The organism is Acinetobacter thutiue, assembly GCF_030385805.1.
GTDB classification, from domain to species: Bacteria; Pseudomonadota; Gammaproteobacteria; order Pseudomonadales; family Moraxellaceae; genus Acinetobacter; species Acinetobacter corruptisaponis.
The window spans coordinates 503,272-526,349 of the sequence record NZ_JAUDZE010000001.1 but is presented as its reverse complement, the minus strand read 5'-3'; the positions used below and the strand labels follow the sequence as shown (position 1 = coordinate 526,349).

The 23,078-nt window shown below is 41.4% G+C and carries 17 protein-coding genes; 4 read left to right on the top strand and 13 right to left on the bottom strand.

The genetic code is table 11. The features are described from left to right. Positions 1–3 precede the first annotated feature (3 nt). The 5 genes from uca to QTA56_RS02440 all read right to left on the bottom strand — a co-directional run bounded on the left by uca (position 4) and on the right by QTA56_RS02440 (position 7,455). Entirely contained in the window at positions 4–3,609 is a 3,606-nt protein-coding gene (gene uca, locus QTA56_RS02460; RefSeq protein ID WP_267979377.1) for an urea carboxylase, read from the bottom strand. A gap of 15 nt (positions 3,610–3,624) precedes the next feature. Then, positions 3,625–5,451, bottom strand: coding sequence for an allophanate hydrolase (gene atzF, locus QTA56_RS02455; RefSeq protein ID WP_267979376.1), 1,827 nt, complete (start codon positions 5,449–5,451; stop codon positions 3,625–3,627). Positions 5,452–5,632: 181 nt separating this feature from the next. Beyond that, positions 5,633–5,989 carry a winged helix-turn-helix domain-containing protein gene (locus tag QTA56_RS02450; RefSeq protein ID WP_267979375.1) on the bottom strand — a complete coding sequence of 119 codons (357 nt, stop codon included), beginning with the start codon at positions 5,987–5,989 and terminating at the stop codon, positions 5,633–5,635. Positions 5,990–6,048: 59 nt separating this feature from the next. After that, a complete protein-coding gene (locus tag QTA56_RS02445; protein ID WP_267980023.1) occupies positions 6,049–7,158 on the bottom strand; it encodes an S-(hydroxymethyl)glutathione dehydrogenase/class III alcohol dehydrogenase in 1,110 nt (369 codons plus the stop codon). Between the two features lie 21 nt (positions 7,159–7,179). Next, positions 7,180–7,455 carry a metal/formaldehyde-sensitive transcriptional repressor gene (locus QTA56_RS02440; protein WP_267979374.1) on the bottom strand — a complete coding sequence of 92 codons (276 nt, stop codon included), beginning with the start codon at positions 7,453–7,455 and terminating at the stop codon, positions 7,180–7,182. A gap of 303 nt (positions 7,456–7,758) precedes the next feature. Here QTA56_RS02440 and QTA56_RS02435 point away from each other — a divergent pair, with 303 nt between their 5' ends. Beyond that, entirely contained in the window at positions 7,759–9,267 is a 1,509-nt protein-coding gene (locus QTA56_RS02435) for a phospholipase D family protein (RefSeq protein WP_267979372.1), read from the top strand. A 4-nt stretch (positions 9,268–9,271) separates the two neighbouring features. Here QTA56_RS02435 and QTA56_RS02430 read toward each other — a convergent pair whose 3' ends face one another. The 4 genes from QTA56_RS02430 to QTA56_RS02415 all read right to left on the bottom strand — a co-directional run bounded on the left by QTA56_RS02430 (position 9,272) and on the right by QTA56_RS02415 (position 13,103). Next, complete coding sequence (locus tag QTA56_RS02430) at positions 9,272–9,895, bottom strand: class I SAM-dependent methyltransferase (RefSeq protein ID WP_267979371.1); 624 nt, start codon at positions 9,893–9,895, stop codon at positions 9,272–9,274. A gap of 21 nt (positions 9,896–9,916) precedes the next feature. Further along, on the bottom strand, positions 9,917–10,501 hold the full coding sequence (locus QTA56_RS02425; protein WP_267979370.1) for a uracil-DNA glycosylase family protein: 585 nt from the start codon (positions 10,499–10,501) through the stop codon (positions 9,917–9,919). Positions 10,502–10,695: 194 nt separating this feature from the next. Further along, the gene (locus QTA56_RS02420; protein WP_267979369.1) at positions 10,696–11,076 is read right to left on the bottom strand and encodes a Fur family transcriptional regulator; all 381 of its coding nucleotides are present in this window, start codon (positions 11,074–11,076) and stop codon (positions 10,696–10,698) included. Positions 11,077–11,165: 89 nt separating this feature from the next. After that, positions 11,166–13,103 (bottom strand): TonB-dependent receptor plug domain-containing protein, encoded by a 1,938-nt coding sequence (locus QTA56_RS02415; RefSeq protein WP_267979368.1) that lies wholly within the window; start codon positions 13,101–13,103, stop codon positions 11,166–11,168. Positions 13,104–13,327: 224 nt separating this feature from the next. Here QTA56_RS02415 and QTA56_RS02410 point away from each other — a divergent pair, with 224 nt between their 5' ends. Beyond that, complete coding sequence (locus QTA56_RS02410) at positions 13,328–16,477, top strand: multidrug efflux RND transporter permease subunit (RefSeq protein ID WP_267979367.1); 3,150 nt, start codon at positions 13,328–13,330, stop codon at positions 16,475–16,477. A 66-nt stretch (positions 16,478–16,543) separates the two neighbouring features. On the opposite strand, the gene QTA56_RS02405 is transcribed toward QTA56_RS02410, so the two are convergent. The 4 genes from QTA56_RS02405 to QTA56_RS02390 form a co-directional block, all read right to left on the bottom strand. Then, positions 16,544–17,413: an isochorismatase gene (locus QTA56_RS02405; protein ID WP_267979366.1), complete on the bottom strand. Its 870-nt coding sequence runs from the start codon at positions 17,411–17,413 to the stop codon at positions 16,544–16,546. A gap of 124 nt (positions 17,414–17,537) precedes the next feature. Next, a complete protein-coding gene (locus QTA56_RS02400; RefSeq protein WP_267979365.1) occupies positions 17,538–19,187 on the bottom strand; it encodes a (2,3-dihydroxybenzoyl)adenylate synthase in 1,650 nt (549 codons plus the stop codon). Position 19,188: 1 nt separating this feature from the next. Continuing rightward, on the bottom strand, positions 19,189–20,421 hold the full coding sequence (locus QTA56_RS02395; protein ID WP_267979364.1) for an isochorismate synthase: 1,233 nt from the start codon (positions 20,419–20,421) through the stop codon (positions 19,189–19,191). A 57-nt stretch (positions 20,422–20,478) separates the two neighbouring features. Continuing rightward, complete coding sequence (locus QTA56_RS02390; protein ID WP_267979363.1) at positions 20,479–21,249, bottom strand: SDR family oxidoreductase; 771 nt, start codon at positions 21,247–21,249, stop codon at positions 20,479–20,481. A 366-nt stretch (positions 21,250–21,615) separates the two neighbouring features. On the opposite strand from QTA56_RS02390, the gene fes reads away from it, so the two are divergent. After that, positions 21,616–22,830 (top strand): enterochelin esterase, encoded by a 1,215-nt coding sequence (gene fes, locus QTA56_RS02385; protein WP_267979362.1) that lies wholly within the window; start codon positions 21,616–21,618, stop codon positions 22,828–22,830. 28 nt (positions 22,831–22,858) lie between these two features. Next, a complete protein-coding gene (locus QTA56_RS02380; RefSeq protein ID WP_267979361.1) occupies positions 22,859–23,074 on the top strand; it encodes an MbtH family protein in 216 nt (71 codons plus the stop codon). The last annotated feature ends 4 nt before the right edge of the window (positions 23,075–23,078 follow it).

Here is a 23,078-nt window from a genome sequence, read left to right as displayed (position 1 = left end):
ACCCTATTCCATATAGACCAGTGGTTCACCGCTATGCACGGTTTGTCCCGCCCGACAGATAATAGCTTTGACAATGCCATCCTCTTCTGCATAGACAGGCAATTCCATTTTCATCGCTTCAATAATAGCAACAGTTTCACCTTTTTTAACTTCCTGACCATGCTCTACAAAAATTTTCCAGATATTGCCTGTCATTGAGGCATTCAATGAAGACAGATGGCTGTAATCTGTGTTGTTGCTTTGCTCAATTTGCTCTTCTGGTTGCGCCGCAAATTCCTCTTTCCAGCGACCAACTTCTGAGCTAAATGCCTGTTGCTGTTTGGCTTTAAACTCGGCAATATCGTCTGCTTCATCCTCCAGAAATTTCACATAGTCGGCATAATCAAATTCAGTTTCCTCAATCTGGATTTGCGCACATCCATTCTCAAAATCAGCACGCCATTGATTCAACTCTTGTTCAGACACTTCAAAATATTTGATTTGATCAAAGAATTGTAAGAACCACTGTTTATCACCGAACTGTTTATTTTTCTTAAACTTGTTCCAGATCGGCAAGGTACGACCAATCAGTTGATAACCACCTGGGGAATCCATACCATAAATACACATATACATGCCGCCAATGCCAACTGTTCCCTCTGCGGTGAAAGTACGTGCAGGGTTGTATTTAGAACTGAGTAAACGATGGCGTGGATCAATTGGCACGGCACATGGGGCAGTTAAATACACATCGCCCAAACCCAAAATCAAATAATTGGCATCGAAAATAATATCTTTCACTTCATCACGATGCGCCAAGCCATTAATCCGTTGGATAAAATCAACGTTATTTGGTAGCCACGGTGCTTTGGCGCAAACACTTTCCTGATAGCGTTGTACTGCGCCCAACGTGGCACTGTCTTCAAATGCCATTGGTAAATGCACGATACGAGATGGAATTTTTAACTGACTTAAATCGCCCATTTCCTGTTCAAGTTGCAGCAATCGGGCAATCAGTTGTGACTGTGGAATCAGCAAACCATCATATTTAATTTGCAGTGAACGAACTCCCGGAGAAAGTTCCAACACGCCTGCAATTTTTGCTGCACGAATCATTTGAATCAGTTGATGCACCCGCAAACGTAATGCCAAATCTAAAACGTTTTCACCATATTCGAGCAGAATATAACTATCACCTGCCTGACGATACACGGTTTTTGGTGACAATTCGGTTGGTTCACGTTGTGCCAGAATCGTACTTACAACTGCTTGCATCGGTTCAATTGTTTCAATGATTTGAGCTGCTTCAGCAAAGTTTTGAATATTGTCAATTTGCTGACGTTCCAATTCATTAGCTTGTTCAACACTGATTGGATAAAAACGGATTTTATCGTCGGCTTTCAACTGACCAACTTTCCAGAGTTCTGCTTTGGCAATGGTCACAGGACAAACGAAACCGCCTAAACTTGGACCATCTTTTGCCAAAATCACAGGGAAATCACCTGTAAAGTTGATTGCACCAATCGCATATTCACAGTCATGTACATTGGATGGATGCAAGCCTGCTTCACCGCCATTTTCCCGTGCCCAACTTGGTGTTGGACCTGATAAACGTACGCCTAAACGGTTGGAGTTAAAATGTACCGTCCATTCAGAGGCAAAAAATTCTTCTACATATTCAGGTTTAAAAAAATCAGGTGCGCCGTGTGGACCATAGAGCACTGCAATATCCCATGTATTACCATATTCAGGAATTAAGTCAGTTGATAATGCTTGTGGCGCATCCGTTGCAAGTGGTAATTCCGTATTGGCACAGCTTGGATCGACCATTTTAATCATGTCACCAACACGCAAGGTACGCCCTGCGTGACCGCCAAAATTCCCTAGTGCAAACGTGGCACGGCTGCCCAGATACACAGGTACATCCACACCATTGCGTACCGCTAAATAAGTACGGCAACCTGATTCCACCTGACCGATTTTAAGGATTTGCCCTGCTTTAACGTTGATAGGCTGCCAAAAATCAATTTCCTGATCATCCAGCAAAGTAGTACAACTTGCACCTGCTAAGGCAATAGTCGCATCGGCATGGAATTTAAAAGTTGGACCAACGAGGGTAAATTCAAAACCTGCGGCTTTCGCATCATTTCCGACAATGCGATTTGCCAATTGAAAAGCATAATCATCCATTGGTCCAGATGGTGGTACACCAATATCCCAATAGCCTGTACGGCCTGGATAATCCTGAATTGAACTGAGTGTACCCGCTTGCACCACTTCAATCACATTTGGCACATAGTTGAAATCATCCAGCATCCGTGTCCAGATTTGCATATCATCAAAACGCTGATCAGACACAATGGCACGTGCATAATCCAGATTAGTGCTAATGCCATTTAAACGGGTTTCCGCCAATACGGTTTTGAGTTTTTCAATTGCAGCCGTGCGGTCATCGGCATGCACAATAATCTTGGCAATCATCGGGTCAAAATATTGAGAAATTTCAGTGCCTGTTTTGACCCAAGTATCGACACGAGTGCCCTCTGGAAAACTGACTTCAGTCAACACACCTGGACTTGGCTGGAAGTTCTTCACAGGATCTTCGGCATAGACCCGTACTTCAATGGCTGCACCTTGTGGCTGAATATTGCTGAGATAGTTCCAATCTAATTCATCGCCTGCTGCAACTTTTAGCATGCATTCAATGAGATCTAAGCCAGTGACCATTTCCGTGACAGGATGTTCGACCTGTAAACGGGTATTCACTTCAAGGAAATAAAACTCATCCCGATGGGCATCGTAAATAAATTCAACTGTGCCTGCACTGCGATAATTGACTGATTTACCAAGCTCCACCGCAGCTTGATGCAGTTTTTTACGCGTCGCTTCTGGCAGATTTGCCGCAGGGGTTTCCTCAACCACTTTTTGGTTACGACGTTGTAGCGAACAATCACGCTCGCCAAAAGCCACCACTTGCCCTTTGCCATCACCAAAAATTTGCACTTCAACATGGCGAGCCTTATCAATAAAGCACTCAATAAATACGCCTGCATCTTTAAAAAATTGCTCACCCAAACGTTTGACACTTTCATAAGCATCGGTCAAGGCCTGTGGTGTATCGCAACGAGTTAGACCAATACCACCACCGCCTGCGGTACTTTTCAGCATGATTGGATAGCCAATCCGATCCGCAGCGGTCAGTGCTTCTTCTACGCTATCGAGTAAGCCTGTCCCTGGAGTCATCGGCACATTTGCCGCAGCAGCCAATTCACGGGCACGGTGTTTTAAGCCAAATTCCAAAATTTGCTCTGCGGTTGGACCCATAAAAGCAATGTTATTTTCTTCACAGGCACGGGAAAAATCCGCACTTTCAGACAGGAAACCATAACCCGGAAAAATCGCTTCTGCGCCTGTTTGCTTGGCTGCCTGAATCAGTTTTTCAATACTTAAATAAGTATCCGCAGGTTTTAAGCCATCCAAAGCAATCGCAATGTCTGCATCGGCAACATGCTGTGCATAGCGATCACTATCGGAATAAACAGCAACACTGGTAATGCCTAATTTTTTTAAGGTGCGAATCGCCCGAACAGCAATTTCACCACGGTTTGCAATAAGTACAGTTTTAAACATGATGATTTCCCCAAATTAATTCGTTGTGTTGGCTGCTTGACTGTTGCGATGCTGAATGTAGGCTCTCCAGCCACCAAAATGACTAATATTCTCTGCATCATCTATGCCATAAGGCTCGCAAATAAAGCCCTTGACCCAACGACCATCTTCCAGTTCGACATTGCCCATACCTAAAGGGGTTGGAATTTCTGCGACAAACTCGCCAAAACGAGCCGTTGGCACATCCCAAAGTTCGACAATGATGCTGTCCCCATTTTGCTGACGAGCTAGTCCAGGTTTTGGAGGAATCGTGCCGTTTAAGGCGTATAGCGCATAATTTTTTGAGGTTTTAGTGGTTTCGATATGTACCGCATCACGGGTGGTAAGCTGGAAATTTAATGGCATACCTGTCAAATGCGCCCCGACCACTGCAACACGGATATGATGTGCAGAAACAGGCGTTGCAGAACTTAAAGGTAAGCTTTTATCTAACGCACCCAATTTCAGTGCCAGATAGTTTTGCCATGCCTTGCCAAAATGCACCAATGCAGCATCGTGCCAAGCAGGCGCAATTAAGGTAATGCCAAAGGGTAAATGATCGGCTCTAAATCCTGCGGGCAATGCCAATGCACTCAGATCAGCCAGATTGGTGAAATTGGTATAAGTACCAAAATGAGCGTTATATTCAATTGGATGCTGTTGAACCTGCGCAATGGTATAAATCGTTGGCGTGGTTGGCACAATCAAGGCATCAAACTCAGCCAGTTTTTGTTGTATTTTTCGGGCTAAATCCTGTTTGAGATATTCAGCATTGTAGGCATCCACCGCAGAATATTTTTCGCCGCTTTTAATAATTTCTAAAACGGTTAGATCAAAATCTGCGGCATTGGTTTTGAGTAAATCTTCAACCGCTGCGGTACGCTCTGCCACCCACGAACCTTGATACAGTTGCGCAGCCAGTTTCTCAAAATCTGAAAAATCAATCTTGGTGATTTCAGCATTCAACGATTCAAGTAATTGAACGGTTTGCTGAAAAGCTTTTTCGGCTTGCTCATCACCAAAGAAATTGGGCTGTTCTGGAATAGCAAATTTGAGTTTGCCAGAAAAACGGGCAGGCACATTTTTAGGATGCTTGCGTGAATAGCTGTCTAAAGGGTCATAAGCTTCCAATAGATTTGCCACCAAATCCGCATCGGCAACAGTCAAGGCAAAAATGGAAATACAATCCAAACTTTTACAGGCAGGTACTAAGCCACGATTGGAAAAACGTCCTTTGGTTGGTTTTAATCCCACAATATTATTGAATGCTGCGGGTACGCGCCCCGAACCTGCTGTATCTGTACCGAGTGCAAATGGAACGAAGCCTCTAGCGACGACACTGGCTGAACCTGAACTTGACCCCCCACTGACATATTCAGCTTTAAACGTGTTAGGCACTGCTCCAAATGGTGAACGCGTCCCAACCAAACCTGTCGCAAATTGATCAAGGTTGGTTTTACCAATCACAATTGCACCCGCTTGTTTTAATAAGCGAACAGTCTCCGCATCTTGCTCGACAATGGTAGTTAAAGCTTTACAGGCCGCCGTTGTTGCAAATCCTGCCACATCAATATTGTCTTTGACTGCAAATGGAATGCCATACAATGGAAATTGCTTGTGTAAATTTTCAGCGTCTTTCGCCAATTCATTTAGGGAATGAATTTGTTGCTCAACTTGATCTACGGTTGCAATCGAAATCCATGCATTATCTTGAGGATCAATTGCTGCAACCAAATCCTTTAAAGTATCGGGCTGAATCTCATTGTTTAAATATGCCGTTTGCCATTCAGAAATTGTCCAGCCTAAAGTTTTTATCTCATGCATTTTATGAATCCCATCTTGTATACAAGTTTGGATAAATAAATGCAGAAAGTGTGCCAGATATATTTTTATATTATAAATGAATAGCTTATTATTTTATTTAATTGATTTTTGATGAGTGGATTTAGCTTTGGTGCCAAAACGGCTTCATTTTAATGCCCATGCCCCATAAATCAGCATAAGATTATTGAGGTGATTTTAGATAGCTGGATAATTCTTGAAAATCATGCTCAAGTGCTTGGGCTGCCTGCTGTTCCATTGCCCTAAATTTTTTGAGAATCACTTGCCCAAATTCAGTTACCACCGCTCCACCACCATGTGTTCCGCCTGTCTGGGTTTCCACCAAAGCAGACTGAAAACATTGATTCATAGTATCCACCAGTTGCCAGGCACGTCGGTAACTCATATTCATGGATTTAGCCGCCTGCGAAATTGAACCTGTACGTTGTATTGCTTCAAGTAATTCTGCTTTACCAGGACCAAAGGCAATCTGTTCTTCAGACAATATACGGACGTGTAGTTTTAAACGTGGTTTTGACATCAACTTATACTCAAAGATTTGATGATGCAGAACACATCATCAAATCCAGATTTTAACAATTAAAAATGAATCACGGTACGAATCGACTTGCCCTCATGCATTAAATCGAAAGCCTCGTTAATGTCTTCAAGCGGCATTGTATGCGTGACAAATGGTTCAAGCTGAATCTCGCCTTTCATGGCATCTTCAACCATTTTTGGCAGTTGTGAACGACCTTTCACCCCACCGAAGGCAGTACCCATCCATTTACGTCCTGTCACCAACTGGAACGGACGAGTTGAAATTTCCTGACCAGCACCAGCAACACCAATAATCACTGATTGTCCCCAACCACGATGCGCACATTCCAAGGCTGAACGCATCACATTGGTATTGCCAATACATTCAAAGGAATGATCAACGCCCCAGCCTGTCATTTCGACAATCACTTGCTGGATTGGTTGCTCATAATCTTTAGGATTAAGAAAATCAGTTGCACCAAATTGTTTTGCCAGCTCAAATTTATCAGGATTGGTATCAATCACAATAATCCGTCCAGCTTTGGCTTGGCGAGCACCTTGCACCACCGCAAGACCAATGCCACCTAAACCAAACACTGCAACACTATCACCCTCTTGTACTTTCGCCGTGTTATGTACCGCGCCAATACCTGTGGTCACGCCACAACCCAACAAACAGACTTGTTCATGGTTGGCTTCTGGATTGATTTTCGCCAAAGACACTTCGGCAACAACCGTATATTCACTAAAGGTTGAGCAGCCCATATAGTGATAAATTGGCTGACCATTATAAGAAAAACGAGTTGTACCATCAGGCATCACACCCTTGCCCTGAGTCGCGCGAACCGCAACACAAAGATTGGTTTTACCCGATTTACAGAACAAACATTCCTTACATTCTGCGGTATAAAGAGGAATCACATGGTCACCGACTGCAACACTGGTGACACCCTCACCGACCTGAACCACAACGCCTGCGCCCTCATGCCCCAATACTGCAGGGAACACACCCTCTGGATCATCACCAGACAAGGTAAAGGCATCGGTGTGGCACACACCTGTATGGGTAATTTTAATCAGGACTTCACCCACTTTTGGTGGTTCAACATCCAGTTCCACAATTTGTAATGGCTCACCTGCGGCAAAGGCTACGGCTGCACGAGATTTAATCACAATGATACTCCTTAATTTTTACTTTAAATAAGATTTAAGAATTTTACTGACTTGAGTTAGTTCCTGACTGCGTTGCAGCTCTGAAGATTCACCTACCACCAAGGTATCCTTTAAATGAATTTCGAGAAGTTCAGTCATTAAACCATTTAATGCACCACGAACTGCACAGATTTGCTGCAAAATATCAGCGCATTCCGTGTCATTTTCCAAAGCACGTTCAACGCTCTGTACTTGCCCCTGGATTCGTCTTACACGTGTGAGAATCTTTTTTTTATCCTCTAATTGTTTAGGCATAATGTCGACTACATTAAATCTAAAAATATACTATACACCAGTATAGTACCAAAGCTCAATAATTGATTAACCCATATATGATTTTGCTGTTCTCGGTGAATTTTTTTAACAACTAAAAATGTATAAGCCTCCACCACATCCATAATAAATTATTGTTTTTCTTAGAAATTACATTATCACCTTGGAAATAAAAAGTTTTTAGATAATAAAATCAATATTGTATAAATTAAAGTTGGATTCACGTGCTTGAACAATAAAATGATAAAAAACTCATACCATCTTCAGATAACGACACTTGTTATCATGTTAGGAATAAGTGGCTGTTCTTTACCACCAAACCAGAATCATGATCGGAGTAATTCTGTGCAAATAAAAACAAAGTGGATGAATGATCCACAAGCCGATCTCAATATTGAACATGGTTTAACCGCTTTTTTAGCCTTGGATGATGCTTTTTTAAGCATTGCTTCACGGATTCACTTAATTCGAAATGCCAAACATCAGCTTGATTTACAATATTATATTTGGAATGACGATGCCATTGGCAACATGATGCTGCATGAATTACTGAGTGCAGCAGACCGAGGCGTAAAAATCCGTTTACTGATTGACGATCAAAATGGAATAAAACTTGATAAAACCTTAAGGGCCCTTGCCCACCACCAAAATTTTGAAATCCGTATTTTCAATCCTTATAAATTTAGACACTTACGATTTATTGATTATATATTTCGGCTCAACCAAGTGAACCATCGTATGCACAATAAGCTGACAATTGCTGATCAGTCGATTGCAGTCACAGGTGGTCGTAATATCAGCAGCGAGTATTTTGAAGCAAGCGATCAATTCCAGTTTAGCGATATGGATATTTTGTTCTATGGCAAGGCGGTTGATCGGGCTGAACAGGTTTTTGATGAATTTTGGAATAATGATCTCAGTTATTCAACTGAGCAGTTAATTGGGACGGGAACACCACAGCAACTTGAAAGTTTAAGAGATACTTATAAAGCTTTGAATCAGGTTAATACCCCAACGGAAGATAAACTGGAAGCAGCACAGGATTATTTAAAATTAAGATTACAAAATTATCCCATCCAATGGGCAAAGGCTCATTTTGTTGCTGATCATCCCAATAAGGCATTGGGACAGGCAAAGGGTGACAATCTGCTATATTCTCAAGTGCTAAAGATTATGGGCAAACCTGAACAACATATGGAACTGGTTTCGGCCTATTTTGTACCCACCAAGCAAGGTACCGCTTATTTAAATCAATTATCTGGGAATGGAATTAAGGTTCGGGTACTTACCAATAGTCTAGTGGCCAATGATGTTGCCGTGGTTCATTCTTTTTATAGTCAATACCGTAAGCCTCTCTTGCAAAACGGCGTACAACTTTATGAGTTCAAACCCAATATTGAAAGAACAAAGCGAACTTGGTATGAAATTGCTACAGGTAGCGTGATTCCTAAAAAAGGCAAAAATCGCTCAAGCCTACATGCAAAATTCTTTGATGTGGATGGGAAAGTTTTTATTGGCTCATTTAATTTCGATCCTCGCTCTGCCCATTTAAATACCGAGGTCGGTTTAGTGGTTGAATCCGACCATTTACAGGATCAGATTACCGCGATGCTTGACCAGCATTTGCTACAAGTCGCCTACCAACTCAAACTGGATGAGAATGGCAATATCGTTTGGTATGAACATCAACCAAATGGTGAAGTTGTTGAACATCATCATGACCCTGAAAGCACTAAATTCCAGCGATTTACCATGCATTTTGTGTCTTATTTTCCAGTGGAATGGATGATGTGACTCTCTATTTGATTTTCACTTCAAACAGGCACAAACCCTCAATTTCTAAAGGCATCTTAATATTTTCAAAAGATGCTGCTTTTAAAGCGTCGATATGCTCCTGTTTGTTCATATAAAGCTGGTCATTTTGCATGGCATGAGGTGCACATAGATGATCACAAACCAAGTAACAACCTTGAGGTTCTAATAAGGTTGTTACTTTTTTATGAAAATCGGCAGCATATTTTTTATGCCGAAGCTCATGCAATGCCTGATGGATGATAATAAAGTCATATTTTTGATTTACAGCATTTTGCCACTCAGGCTCTTTAAAGTTTCCAATGAAATAATTGGCTCTTGCCCGTTCAGAGGAGGTTAACTTCTGTTGAGCAAGCTGATGCATAGCCTCAGAAAAATCGAAAGCGGTATATTGAATATTGGGCAATTGCGACAATAAATGTTGCGCTAAAAATCCTGGCCCTGCTCCCAACTCCAGAATATGACCTTGATCAGAAGCATGCGTCTTAATCAGATTGACATAATAATCAAAGAAATCCTTTCTCCACGGGCGTTTCACATTCGCCGTGTCTTGCCATTCCACAGCATCCTCATAATTGCGTAAGTCGATTGGACTGGCGACATCGTTCATCCATTTCCCCTCCTTTTATAATTAAACCAAACCAATTTGTTCAAAGAACTGTTTGTAAACATCCGCTTTTTTTTCCAGTGCCAATGGATAGGCCCGTGATGATGAGGGCAAGCGGTATAAACTTAGCTCACGATTGTCATAACCAACCTCTACCGATTGACCGATCATGGGCTTGACTGGCTGATCTGGAAAATGCTGCATCAGCGTATCTGTGGCCTTGTCTCCCGTTGTCATAATGGTATGGCACATTGGCATTTGCTCAAGCAAGGCTGACAAATCGGTTGGAGTCACAATTTCCAGGAACTTGTCTGAGGCATTGCCCTGCAAGCGTTTAATTTGATAGGCCGTATCAAATATCCCAATTCCAATTTGGGACAAAAACTCACGGATTTGACTTTCCTTAAAATTTTTATTGGGTAAATCTAAAAAGTGGTTTTTATCACTGAAAAAAATCAGGCCAAAGATTCTCCACATATCATTTTGATAGTTTGGATAGTAGAAGTTCATCTTCCACCGATTCTGAGGTGGTGGAAAGCTTCCCAGCATCAGCAGTTTTGCATTGCTAGGCAAAAATGGAGTGAGTGGATGTGTTTCTATATCTATCATCGTACTACTTAGAATTAATTTTTTAAAGGAATTAAATCTGAGTGTGACTTTGTTTTTTAATCAATTCAAGACTTTGTTAAAAGAATACAAGTAATATAACCATTTTAAACATGGTTTTAAATTATTGGAGAGTCATTATATGGTTTAAAGTGATTTAAAATTAGTTGGTATCACAGAGAGATTTCTAAATGGAATTATTTATATAAAATCAAGTCAATGGTAGAGAAGTCATCCTCTAGTTTAAGCAAAACCTGCTCCAATAGCTGATTAACCTCTTCATTATGATAGGGTTGCATTTTGCCATTCTGCATATCCATGACATTACAATTTATTTTTTGCTCCAGTAACTTATAGATACTTTTATTTCGTCCAAACAGGATTCTCTTGATCAATTGATGTTTTTCAAGATCAGCCAAAACCCTATAAATTGTGCCAATTTTTACTTCCCTGTTTTTATTGACCATCATATAGATGTCATCGGCTGTTAGTCCCCCATGATTCGCAATGACTTCCAAAACAGCCAGTCTGGCAGTTGTTGCCCCTAATCCTGTGTTAAGCAATCGTTCTGAAAACATAAACACTCCTTAACCTATAGAAATCGCTATATTTTTTCTAAAATAAAAAAACCTACCATTTCTTGAAATGGCAGGTTGTAAACTTAAGCTTAGAAGCTAAAGGTAACTTTCACAAAATAATTGCGTCCATAAAGTTTGGTATTGAAGCCCTCATCCTTATCTTTCAAGTCAACATCAGTCAGGTTTTTAACACCGTAGTCTAGGGTTAAGTTTTGAGTCAGATTTGAAGTTAGGGTTACATCATAGGTCGTATATGATGGCAACTCTTCTGTAGCCGACAACATTTGTTGCCCAATATAGCTCGCACCAAAATTCATTTTATAATTTTCAACAGGTGTCCAGGTAATAAAGGCATTTGCCATCCATTCTGGACGCTCAGTCAAATCTTTATCAGTGATTTTATTTTTTGCATCTAGATAGGTCGCATTCCCCTTAACACCAAAAGCATCACTGAAGTCATAACCTGCCGCTACTTCAACCCCTTTAAGCTCGGCCTTGGCAACGTTATCCCATTTGTTTGGGAACTTCGGATCTGTTGGTGCTGGGTCTTTGATACGTTCAATCAGGTTTTTAACATCATTTTGGAAAGCCGTGATGTTAAAGTTCCAGTTTGGTTGTGTCACAATCAAGGATGCTTCGTAGTTATTACTTTCTTCTGGTTTTAAGTTCGCGTTACCACGAATGAAACAGCTTCCGCCACAAGAAACCAGACGGTAATTTTCATCTAACTGGTATGGACCAGGTACTTTGTAAGCCTGTCCAAAGCCCCCTTTTAGCACAATCCCATCTGCAAGCTCATAGGCTAAATAAGCCTTACCAGTAGCCTTACCGTCAAAGTTATCGAAATGGTCATAACGCCCCCCAACCGTAGCCGTGAAAGCATCTGTGATGTGGGTATCATTCTGTACAAATACACCATAACTCTTTTGCTTCGAGCTGCCTGTTGTATATGAAATAGGATCAGTGATTTTTTGGTCTTTATAATCTGCACCTAAAGTCGTGTTGTTCATCAACCAATCAAAATTGGTAAACCCTCTGGCAATTAAATTATCCTGTTTATAATGTCTTTTTTGTGGTGCATCATAGTCAGTGTCATAATCATCGATTTTTGCGGTTTCTTTACCGATATAGGCTTCTGTTTTACCCCATCCCCAATTACCACGGTGAGTTAAACCGATATTGGTACGGTCCATCTCCATTTCTTGAGAACCCCAATTTGTATCCTGGGTTAAAGGTCTTTTATCTTTATTATAATTCACATCTAAATCGAGTGCTTGCTGGTCATTAATGTCCCAGTTCAAAGTTCCGTTTAAATTGGTTGTTTCTTTCTCAACAAAGTAAGCTGAAGCATCGGTTTGTTGCTTATACCATGCATCTCGGTTATAGGCATCGCCTGAAAGATTAAAACGGACACCATCAGTTAGTCCGCCATTTAAATTAAAACCATAACGTGACTGGTTTTTACCTTTGCCACTGTCCACTCTATTAAACTGAGTGAAAACAGAACCATGAATTTCACCTGGTTTTGCTTTTTTAGTAATAATATTGATTACACCACCCATGGCATCTGAACCATAAAGTGATGACATTGGACCACGAATGACTTCAATACGTTCAATACTATTGAGTGGAATTGAACTCCAGTCAAAGTCATTGCCGCGCCACATTGCACCTGAAGAAGAAGTGCGTTTACCATTCAGCAGGATTAATGTATAGCTGCCAGAAGTATCCTGCATACCACGGATCACAATTTTATCTTGTCCGCTGTTATAGTTATAAACACCCGCTTCTTTTTGCAAAACGTCTGCTACGCTTAAGGCAGCACTTCTTTCAATCTGTTCACTGGTAATTACGCTGATAGATGCAGGTGCCTTGTCTATGTTTTGCTCTGTTAATGCGGCTGAAACCACAATGGTCTGAAGGCGTTGAGGTTCTTGTTGATTTGAGCTGCCCTGTTCATTTGCCATCACTGTGAATGGTGCTAATGCGGCAACCGCAATAACTAACTTTTTCTTAGTTAAAACCATCTTTTCATTTCCTCCTTATTGATAACAATTTCAAGTATTAATTGTTAGCATTTGTAAATTTTGCGCATCATAACCAGTTATTGATAATCATTCAATAGTTATAACTATTTTTATTTTGAAATTGATAATCATTCTTATTTATGTAAAATTGAATTATAATCGTCCTTTTGAATATCGCCATATTCCAACTTCCATTACCAATTTATGCATAAGTAGATAAAATAATGTTGCCTCGCTTCTTTATTTACCACCCCATATTTGCATCAGTCATTGCTATTATCATCCTGATTTTAGGCTTTTTTTCGATTTTAGCACTGCCTGTTGAACGTTATCCCAACCTTGCCCCACCAAGTGTCAGTGTTGCTGCGGTTTATCGTGGAGCATCTGCCGAAACCGTTGAAGAAAGCGTGACCCAGATTCTGGAACAGCAAATCAAGGGTATCGACAATCTGCTGTATTACACCTCGAATAGTGAATCCTCTGGTCGCAGCAGCATTGATATTCATTTTAAAATTGGAACAGATATTGATAAGGCACAGGTTCAAGTGCAAAACCAGATGAATAGTGCACTGAGTCGATTGCCTGAACAGGTCCAGCGTCAAGGGGTCAATATCTGGAAAACCACAGGTGATTTATCACTGATCGTGGGCATTTATGACGGAACAGGTAAAACCAGTAATATTGATTTATCTGATTATTTGATTACTCATTTTGAGCAACCATTGACCCAGATTCAGGGTGTGGGTGAAGTGGATATTTTTGGTTCAGCCTATGCCATGCGGATCTGGCTCAATCCAAATCAGCTTCGAAATTATAAGTTGATGCCGAGTGATATTGAAAAAGCGCTGTCAGATTATAATACTCAAATCGCTGCGGGTTCGATTGGTGCAATGCCCTCCGCAGATCATCAAAATATTTATGCCAAAGTCACCGCAGGTTCACGCCTGAAAACCATTGAGGATTTTAAATCGGTGGTGGTGAAAGCCAATATCGATGGTAGTTTGGTTTATTTAAAAGATGTGGCACGAGTTGAACTCGGTGCAGAAAATTATGAAAGTATAAATAGGCTGAATGGCTTTCCCTCTGCGGGTTTGGGTATTTATCTGAGTCCAGATGCCAATGCCATTCAAAGCTCAAAACTGATTAAGGAAAAAGTCGCTCAACTGAGCCAGCATTTACCTGCGGGTTATAAAGTGGTTTATCCACGCGATAATACGCCATTTATTCAGGAATCCATCAAACAGGTGATTTTTACCTTGCTGGAAGCGGTAGTTTTGGTGGTTCTGGTGATGTATTTATTTTTACAGAACTGGCGAGCGACCCTAATTCCAACCATTACTGTGCCAATTGTGATTTGCGGAACATTTATTATTCTGTACTTGGCAGGGATGAGTATTAACACGCTGACCTTGTTTGCTTTGGTTTTGGCAATTGGTTTGCTGGTAGATGACACGATTGTGGTGGTGGAAAATGTCGAACGCCTGATCCATGAAAAACAGCTTGAAGTCCGTGAAGCCTGTCTTGAATCCATGCAAGAAATTAGTGGTGCATTGATTGGGATTACCTTGGTGCTGACTGCGGTGTTTATTCCAATGGCATTCTTTAGTGGTTCGACAGGTATGATTTACCGTCAGTTCTCGATCACACTGGTCGCTGCCATGCTACTTTCGCTGATTGCAGCGATGATGATTACCCCAGCTTTATGTGCTGTATTACTCAAAAAAGAACATAAAAAACCTGTTTGGGGACAGTATCTGGAAAATGGAGTCAATCGGATCAAATCCCTATTTGTCCAATTGACCAAGTCTTTGCTACGTTTTAAGGCTTTGGCTGGGCTGGGTGTCTTGGCAATTATTTTTGCTTTGGTTCTCGTCTATCGTGCCTTGCCGACCAGTTTTATTCCCAATGAAGATCAGGGTTTATTGGCGGTACAATTTACCTTACAGGACAGTGCTTCACTCAGTCAAACGCAAGCTGTGGGTAAACAGGTCAATGATTATCTACTCAATCAAGAAGCCAAAAATATTAATACTGTACTGATTGTGAATGGACAGAACTTTTCTGGTCAAGGACCAAATTTGGGTATGGCATTTGTGTCACTCAAACATTGGGATGAGCGTCAAGGTGCGGAAAATACTGCACCTGCGATTCGTGCCCGTTTACAACAAGGACTTTCTGATCTACTGCCTGCCCGTGTCATGGTCGGCATGCCTGCCAGTGTCTCAGGTTTGGGACAGTCTGATGCGATTGAGTTATGGCTGCGTGATGTGGCAGGTAAAGGTCGGGAAAATCTACAACAACAGTTTGCCGATATTGAATCACAAGCGAAAAACTACCCTGCTTTTACTGATTTAAGCCCATTGGTCAGTGACAACAAAGCCGCTTTATTTGTACAACTGGATCAAAATAAAGCCAAAATGCTCGGTATTGAGCAGCAGGAAATTCGTTCAACCTTGTCAACCGCTTGGGGCGGCAGCTATGTCAATGATTTTGTGGAACGTGGGCGCATCAAACGAATCATTATGCAGGGCGATACCGAATTCCGTTCTAAACCTGAAGATTTACGTTATTGGCATGTACGGAATCAGTCTGGCGAAATGTTGCCCCTTTCCCATTTTGCCCAGACCGAATGGACAGGTGGTCCAGAAGTGTTAAACCGTTTTATGGGCTTGGCGGCAATTCAACTTGAAGCCAGTGTCAGTGAGGGTTTTAGTTCTGGTCAGGCGATGGGACAACTTTCGGACTTAATTAATCAGCAGGCAGATGTTGATCTGGCATGGAGTGGTTTGTCTTTGCAAGAACAACAATCCAGCAATCAGGCAATTTATCTGTATGTGATTTCAATCCTGTTTATTTTCCTGTGTTTAGCGGCTTTATATGAAAGCTGGAAAATTCCGTTGATTATTTTATTGGGCTTGCCTTTAGGGATTACAGGTACAATCTTATTTGCATGGTTATTTGATTTGCCAAATGATGTGTATTTCCAGATTGCCTTATTAACCGCCATTGGGCTGTCGTGTAAAAATGCCATTTTAATTGTGGAATTTGCCTCAACTGCACTCACGCAAGGTCGAGATAAATACGCAGCAGCCTATGAAGCTCTATCTTTGCGTTTACGCCCCATTATTATGACCTCACTTGCCTTTGGTGCAGGGATTATTCCATTGGTATTTGCCACAGGTGCAGGTGCGGCAAGCCGTTATGAAATCGGGATTAGTGTATTGGGCAGTGTAATTTTTGGAACGATTTTAATTCCTTTATTTACCGCTTTCCTGTTCGTCATCGTACATAGTTGGGTCGGTGTACCAAAACTGGAATGGCGTAATTTGGATGTGTTTGCCCGTGTTAGGAATTGGCGGATTAAGGAAGATTAACATTTAAACAGAGTAAAAAATGGCAGATTAACTCTGCCATTTTTTTGTTCAATAAATTATGAAAAATTAAGCCACCAATTTTTCAATCCAGACATCCAAAGTCGGTTGTTCGGCTAAATCTTCAAAACTGACTTTTGCTCCATGTGCTTGCCATTTCCCAACCAATGTCATCAAACGTACAGAGTCCAGACCCAACATTAACAAATCATCATGTAATTCAATTTCCGTCACAGGAATCTGGAGTTGCTCGCTGACTGCGGCAATAATTCCCTCTTTCGATAATACGGTTGCCATATCTTTTAACTCCCATAAACGTAAAACCTGATCCGTACTCATCACCTGTCCGCAACGTGTGCTGATATATTTCAATGCCATATCGTGTTCTTCACGGCTAAAATCTGCCATTGCATCGCCACAAACAAAAGGTTTGATATTCAGCATAAAGGCTTCGGCTGCACTCATTAAGCAACCGATATGCGCATAAACGCCACAAATCACCAACTGATCACGTCCCCACTGATGCATCAACTGTTCAAAGTCAGAAAATTTAAATGCGCTATAACGCCATTTAGTCATCACAATATCGGACTCAATTGCAGCCACATCAGGATGAATACGGGTGATTTGCGGATCTGCTTTTAAACCTGTGCCCCAAAAATCTGTCAATAATTGACGATGTTCAGGGGTTTGGTCACCTGGTTGTGCTGTATAGACCACAGGGATATTCAGTTGACGTGCCTGTGCAATTAGAGCTTGGGTATTTCTCAAAAGTTCAGGAATCGGCTGTTGAGTCTGGTCATAAAAGTCTAAGAAATATTGCTGCATATCATGTACAAGTAGAACCGACTTTTTAGCATCAAGCTGCCAATGGGTTTTGTTTGCGGTAAATTCATCTGCCTGTGGCATGGTATAACTGGCAATTTTAGGGATAGTCATATAAGTCTCTCGTATATAATTCGTGATATTCCCTCTCCTGCTAGGAGAGGGTTAGGGAGAGGTTAAAAATCAAGTAGAAACTAAGAACTCGGTGCCCCTACGTTTAAAAAGGGGTTAGGAAAATTCAAACCACTTCGGCTTCAACTTGTTTACGCAACACTTTTTTGTCAATTTTTCCAAAAGCGGTATAAGGAAACTGTTCGATAAACTCAATTCGATCAGGAATCTTATAAGTGGCTAAACCATAGTCTTTGAGGTATTGGCGTAATTGCATACCACGACGAATCGCACTTGGCTCATTGTCCTGTGTTTGCCATGCAATAAAGGCACAACTTTTTTCACCCAGCATTTCATCGGGCATCGCCACCAATGCAGCTAAACGCACCTGCGGATGAGTCACTAAAGCTTGTTCTACTTCTTCAGTGGCAATTTTTTCGCCACCCCGATTAATCTGTTCTTTGGAGCGTCCCTCGACCACAATACAGCCATCTTCACGGATACGAACTAGATCGCCTGTACGGTAAAAACCATCGGGCGTAAATGATCGGGCATTATGTTCTGCGGCTTGATAATAGCCACGAATCGTATAAGGTCCTCTTGTCAGTAAATGCCCAATCTGCCCAATTGCTACAGGTTGATCATTGTCATCCAGTACCAGAATTTCATCATCTTCGGAAATTTTAATGCCTTGTGTATGAATGATTTGCTCGGCTGACATATCAAAGCGAGTGTAATTGACCAAGCCCTCAGCCATGCCAAATACTTGTTGCAACTTCACATTAAATTCTTGGATTAATGCGGTTGCTACCGTATCAGGCAAACGTGCGCCACCAACCTGCAAGCAGCTTAAAGTTGATAAAATATCATCTTGATCTTTACGAGCCTTATCCATCCACGGGCGAACCAAAGCAGGCACTAGACAGGCATCAGTGACTTGATGTTTACGCATTAAGTTGAATGCTGTTTCAGGACTCGGGTCTGTACCCAATACCACTGCGCCACCCACATAAAAAATCCCTAATGCGCCTGCCGAACTCATAGAAAAATTATGTGCTGCGGGCAATACCATTAATAAACGGGAGCTTTGCTCAAGTTGGCAAATTTTGGCACTTTCACGCACGCTATATAAATACTCATCGTGGGTACGAGGAATCAGTTTGGGAATCCCTGTACTGCCACCTGAAAGCTGTAAAAATGCCACCTGATCAGCAAAACTTGGATTGATCGCTTGTTCTAAAATAACTGTTTCTTCTAACAAATCAGCCAAACTGGAAAATTCAGCCTGATCACCCAACACAAAAATATGCTGTAGCTCAGGATTTGCGGACTGACATTTACGAGCCAATTCCCGATAATCAAATTTCTGTGCGCCAAAATCAGCACAAAAATAAGCTTTTGCACCTGTTTGTTGAAAGAAGCTATTTAACTCTGCATGTCGATGAGCTGGCAAAGACATAATTGGCAACACACCCAAACGAATCAGCGCAAAAAATACCACATAAAATTGATAACAATTCGGCATTTGTACGACTGCTTTATCGCCTGCACGTAAACCATGTTGATATAAATGTGTGGCGCAATAACTCACCAATTGATTAAATTGCTGATAGTTAATTTCGGTTTCAGCATCGAAAATGGCAATATTATCTGTATACTGACTTGCTGATTGCTGCAAAAAATCACTTAGATTCTGTCCAATCCAATACCCCTTTTCACGGTATAAATTGGCAAATTGTTCTGGATAAGGCACTGCACCCTCTAGGTAATTCTGCATGTTATTTCACCTTGTCCATAATTTGTGCCGAACTAAAACCAAAACCATCCAGTACCGTTCTAAACTTGGCGGCTGTTTCGGCATGTTCAGCATGTGGATCGGAAGCCGCAACAATGCCTGCCCCCGCAAAGAGTCGAGCAATATTGTGCTGGATACGGGCACAACGTACCGTCACCGACCATTCGCCATTGCCCTGTTCATCTGCCCAACCCATTGTTCCTGCAAACAATTCCCGATTAAACGGTTCAAGCTGTTCAATCAAATATTTTGCAACCGCTGTCGGTTGACCACAAATCGCAGGGGTTGGATGTAGTTTTTCCACCAGATCAAAGACATGAGTATCCTGATCTTTAAGCTCGCCCTCAATCCGTGTTGCCAAATGCCAAAGACGTTTGGTTCTAATTAACGATGGCTGTTTTGGAATATGTAGCTTTTTACAAAATGGACTGAGTTGATCGGCAATCATTTCAATCACCACCGCATGTTCATGCTGATCTTTGGCAGAATTTAACAAGTATTTGGCATTTTCCTGATCCTGAATCGGGTCAGCATCTCGTGCCAAAGTGCCAGCGACTGGTTTGCTCCAGACTTGCGCAGCTTGTTTGGCAACCAATAATTCAGGACTTGCGCCAACAAACCAACCCTCCTGATGTGCATTTCTGGCGACAGCGTAGTTATAACCCTCTGGATTATCTTTGGATAACTGATAAAACAGTTGTGCCACATCTATTTCATCTGTCAGTTCTAACTGTAAAATGCGGGCAAGTACCGCTTTATTGAGTTTACCCTGCTGCATTTTTTCGACTAGTTCAGCGACCTGACGTTGGTATTGTTGTCCTGATGGAATAAAACAGGCTTCTCGAATACTTTGTTCAGGCAAGGCTTGATGATGTTGGGTATAAATTGCTTTTTGATAAAACTTAACCTCATCCATGATCATTAGGTTTAAATCTTGTGAGGTACAAAATGGAATACCACCCAAAATTTTGGCTTGATGATGACCATCGGCAATCGCCTGTTTCAGTTGCAAACGTGCCTGTTGCAACCAGTCTGACAATTGGCTCTGCTCACTCACCTGTATGTTTTGCAGTTTTCGCTGACTCTGTAGAATATAATCTGGAGTGGTAAAACAGAAAGCTGCTGCTTGGTCACATTGAAAAATCTCATGTGCCAATGCAACACGGCTCTCAGTATAGTTTTCTCTCTGGATAAAATAGGGATGTTGAATCGACATCGCACTACTCCTTAGTGATTGATCTTTTTATAAAGTTTTAAGTTTGGAATAATGGCTTTAAACCCCTAAGGTCGCCCCACCATCGACCACTATTTCCTGCATGGTGATTTGTGAAGCTTGCTCAGACAGTAAAAAAATCACGCTATTGGCAATATCTTCAGGTTCAGCCAGTTTTCGCAATGGAATACCTGTTCGGTATTGAGCAAGGTCACCATCGACTACGGCGGCTGGTGGTTGATCATTGGTCCAAAGCTGTTTCTGCATACTGGTCAACGTTGAGCCAGGCGAAACAATATTGACACGCACCTGATGCGGTGCAACTTCTAGCGCTAAGTTACGGCAGTAATGACTCAACGCAGCTTTAGTCGTCGCATACATACCCAAATGCATACGTGGCATACGTGCACTATTGGAACTAACCGTAACGATACTGCCCTGTTTTTTCATACAAAAATATTGGGCAACCTGCTGACTCATCGCAATCGGTGCCAACAAATTCACTGCCAGAATCCGTTGCCAGTCGGTCGATGTGGCATCCAGTAATGAGGTCATAATCAGAATACCTGCAGCATTAACCAATCCAATCACTTGATGATTTTCTAAAATGTCCGCAATTATGGTATGGGTCTGGTCTTCAATTGTGATGTCCTGACAAATGCCTTGCCAACCTGAATGGCAATCTGGTGTCAGGTTTTGGGTTATTTCCCATTGTTCAGGTTGTGCCTGCTGGTCTAAACCAACCACACAAAAACCTTGCTGCAATAATTTCAATGAAATCGCTGCACCAATTCCTCTGGCAGCTCCCGTGACAATGACGGTTGAGCGCATATCAATACTCCAATAGAGATGAAATGTGAGGAACGATTAAAGTTCCGTAACAAACATCGCAAACTGATCGTGGAATCATTAAGTTGGATATTGTGCCTGCCACGAACCTTGACAAGGCACCAATAAATTCCTGCGCATAATTGCAAATAATTATCGTTATAATCAAGTATCGTATTATTATTATTTTTATCAAATAAGAAATTTCTGGATATTTTATAAACTTTTATACGAATTAAGTTATTGTTTTATCTATAAATGATAAATTCATGCTTTTTTTAATTGATTATAATGATAATTATTTTCATTTACTATTAAGAATCATTTTAGTATTGTGAGTCCGCTTTCTGGTCACTCTAGGGACTCAAGATGAAGCCAACCACCCTCCCTTACACTGTTAAAACCGCAACTCATCCCCTATTTCAGCAAAATGATCTGGGTTCAAAAAACTGGTGGAGTCAAGTCCAGCATATTGGCAATCCACTGATATTAAAAAAGAATCATCGTACGCATTGCACTTTTCTATGGCGTTGTCAATCACAGGCTGAACAGATTTTTATTGATATATATTCACAAACATCCTCGATTTATCAGCAATGGAATCAGTTTAAGCGGATTGAAAATACCGACATTGCCTTTTTTGAAATTGAGTTACCGCATGACTGGTCAGGCAGTTATGTACTGGTCACAACAACTGATCTTGCCCCTCAAAGTACCGATGCCGCAGTGCGTCGACAATGGTGGCAAAAGCAGTTACAACAACATGCCCAAATTGATCCCTTAAATCCTTATCCTGCCTATCCTGCACAGGTGGCTCGTTGGGTCAATCAAGTGCATTTAACTGAAAAAGAAGAAAATTATATTCAGGATTTACCGATTCAATATCGCTCATTGCAGTGGCAAAGTGTCTTGCTCAATAGCACTTACCCTGTTGATCTCTATCAAACTGGTGATGAACTTTCAGCAAATCAACCGCTGATTATTTTTCTGGATGGGCAAGTCTGGAGTCGACATTTACCGATTCTACAACAGCTTCAAACCTTGACTGATCAGAACAAAATTGTTCCTGCCCGCTATGCCTTTATCCACAGTATCAATAATGAACAACGCTGCTTCGACTATGGCTGCCGTGACCTTTTTTCGCAAGCGTTGGTTAAGGAACTCATTCCCCATCTTAAACAGCAGTTTGGTTTGGATCATTGCAAAGTCAGCTTATGCGGTCAAAGTTTAGGGGGCTTATGCGCCCTGCATACCTTACTGCTTTATCCAGATGCACTACATCAACTAATTTTACAGTCAGGTTCTTATTGGTGGTCGGACTATTCACAAAGTTCTTTTTTTAAAGACCATCAACAACGTTTTTTGGAGCTTATTCCACAACATGTACAGCGTATTCCAGCAGATCGAAACATCCTGATCCGTGCTGGACAGTGTGAAACCGATATGCGTGAAGACAGTGAACAGCTTTATGTTCATTTAAATCCATTTGTAGACACCCAGATTCACACCTTTGCAGGTGGACATGATGCAGTCAATTGGAGACATGACCTGATCGCCAGCCTGCAAATCCTGCTTTCCTCATAAAACCGTTTAGATTCAAAGGAAAAATATGATGAGTACTTTACAAGAAAACTATCTCAATCCATTCGACAATGAAAATTTATCATTTTTCGTCCTGAAAAATCATCAAGGTGAATATAGCTTATGGCCTGAATTTCATCCTGTACCCAAAGGTTGGGACATTCAACACGGCGCAGATAGCCGTGCAGCGTGTATCCAATATGTAGAAAAACACTGGAAATCGATTAATCCATTCAAATCGGCTTAATGGA

What these genes read in the sequence shown, in the direction of transcription:
- uca (WP_267979377.1), bottom strand. Translation starts at nt 3,609, where the DNA reads ATGTTTAAAACTGTACTTATTGCAAACCGTGGTGAAATTGCTGTTCGG.
- atzF (WP_267979376.1), bottom strand. Translation starts at nt 5,451, where the DNA reads ATGCATGAGATAAAAACTTTAGGCTGGACAATTTCTGAATGGCAAACG.
- QTA56_RS02450 (WP_267979375.1), bottom strand. Translation starts at nt 5,989, where the DNA reads ATGTCAAAACCACGTTTAAAACTACACGTCCGTATATTGTCTGAAGAA.
- QTA56_RS02440 (WP_267979374.1), bottom strand. Translation starts at nt 7,455, where the DNA reads ATGCCTAAACAATTAGAGGATAAAAAAAAGATTCTCACACGTGTAAGA.
- QTA56_RS02435 (WP_267979372.1), top strand. Translation starts at nt 7,759, where the DNA reads ATGTTAGGAATAAGTGGCTGTTCTTTACCACCAAACCAGAATCATGAT.
- QTA56_RS02430 (WP_267979371.1), bottom strand. Translation starts at nt 9,895, where the DNA reads ATGAACGATGTCGCCAGTCCAATCGACTTACGCAATTATGAGGATGCT.
- QTA56_RS02425 (WP_267979370.1), bottom strand. Translation starts at nt 10,501, where the DNA reads ATGATAGATATAGAAACACATCCACTCACTCCATTTTTGCCTAGCAAT.
- QTA56_RS02420 (WP_267979369.1), bottom strand. Translation starts at nt 11,076, where the DNA reads ATGTTTTCAGAACGATTGCTTAACACAGGATTAGGGGCAACAACTGCC.
- QTA56_RS02415 (WP_267979368.1), bottom strand. Translation starts at nt 13,103, where the DNA reads ATGGTTTTAACTAAGAAAAAGTTAGTTATTGCGGTTGCCGCATTAGCA.
- QTA56_RS02410 (WP_267979367.1), top strand. Translation starts at nt 13,328, where the DNA reads ATGTTGCCTCGCTTCTTTATTTACCACCCCATATTTGCATCAGTCATT.
- QTA56_RS02405 (WP_267979366.1), bottom strand. Translation starts at nt 17,413, where the DNA reads ATGACTATCCCTAAAATTGCCAGTTATACCATGCCACAGGCAGATGAA.
- QTA56_RS02400 (WP_267979365.1), bottom strand. Translation starts at nt 19,187, where the DNA reads ATGCAGAATTACCTAGAGGGTGCAGTGCCTTATCCAGAACAATTTGCC.
- QTA56_RS02395 (WP_267979364.1), bottom strand. Translation starts at nt 20,421, where the DNA reads ATGTCGATTCAACATCCCTATTTTATCCAGAGAGAAAACTATACTGAG.
- QTA56_RS02390 (WP_267979363.1), bottom strand. Translation starts at nt 21,249, where the DNA reads ATGCGCTCAACCGTCATTGTCACGGGAGCTGCCAGAGGAATTGGTGCA.
- fes (WP_267979362.1), top strand. Translation starts at nt 21,616, where the DNA reads ATGAAGCCAACCACCCTCCCTTACACTGTTAAAACCGCAACTCATCCC.
- QTA56_RS02380 (WP_267979361.1), top strand. Translation starts at nt 22,859, where the DNA reads ATGAGTACTTTACAAGAAAACTATCTCAATCCATTCGACAATGAAAAT.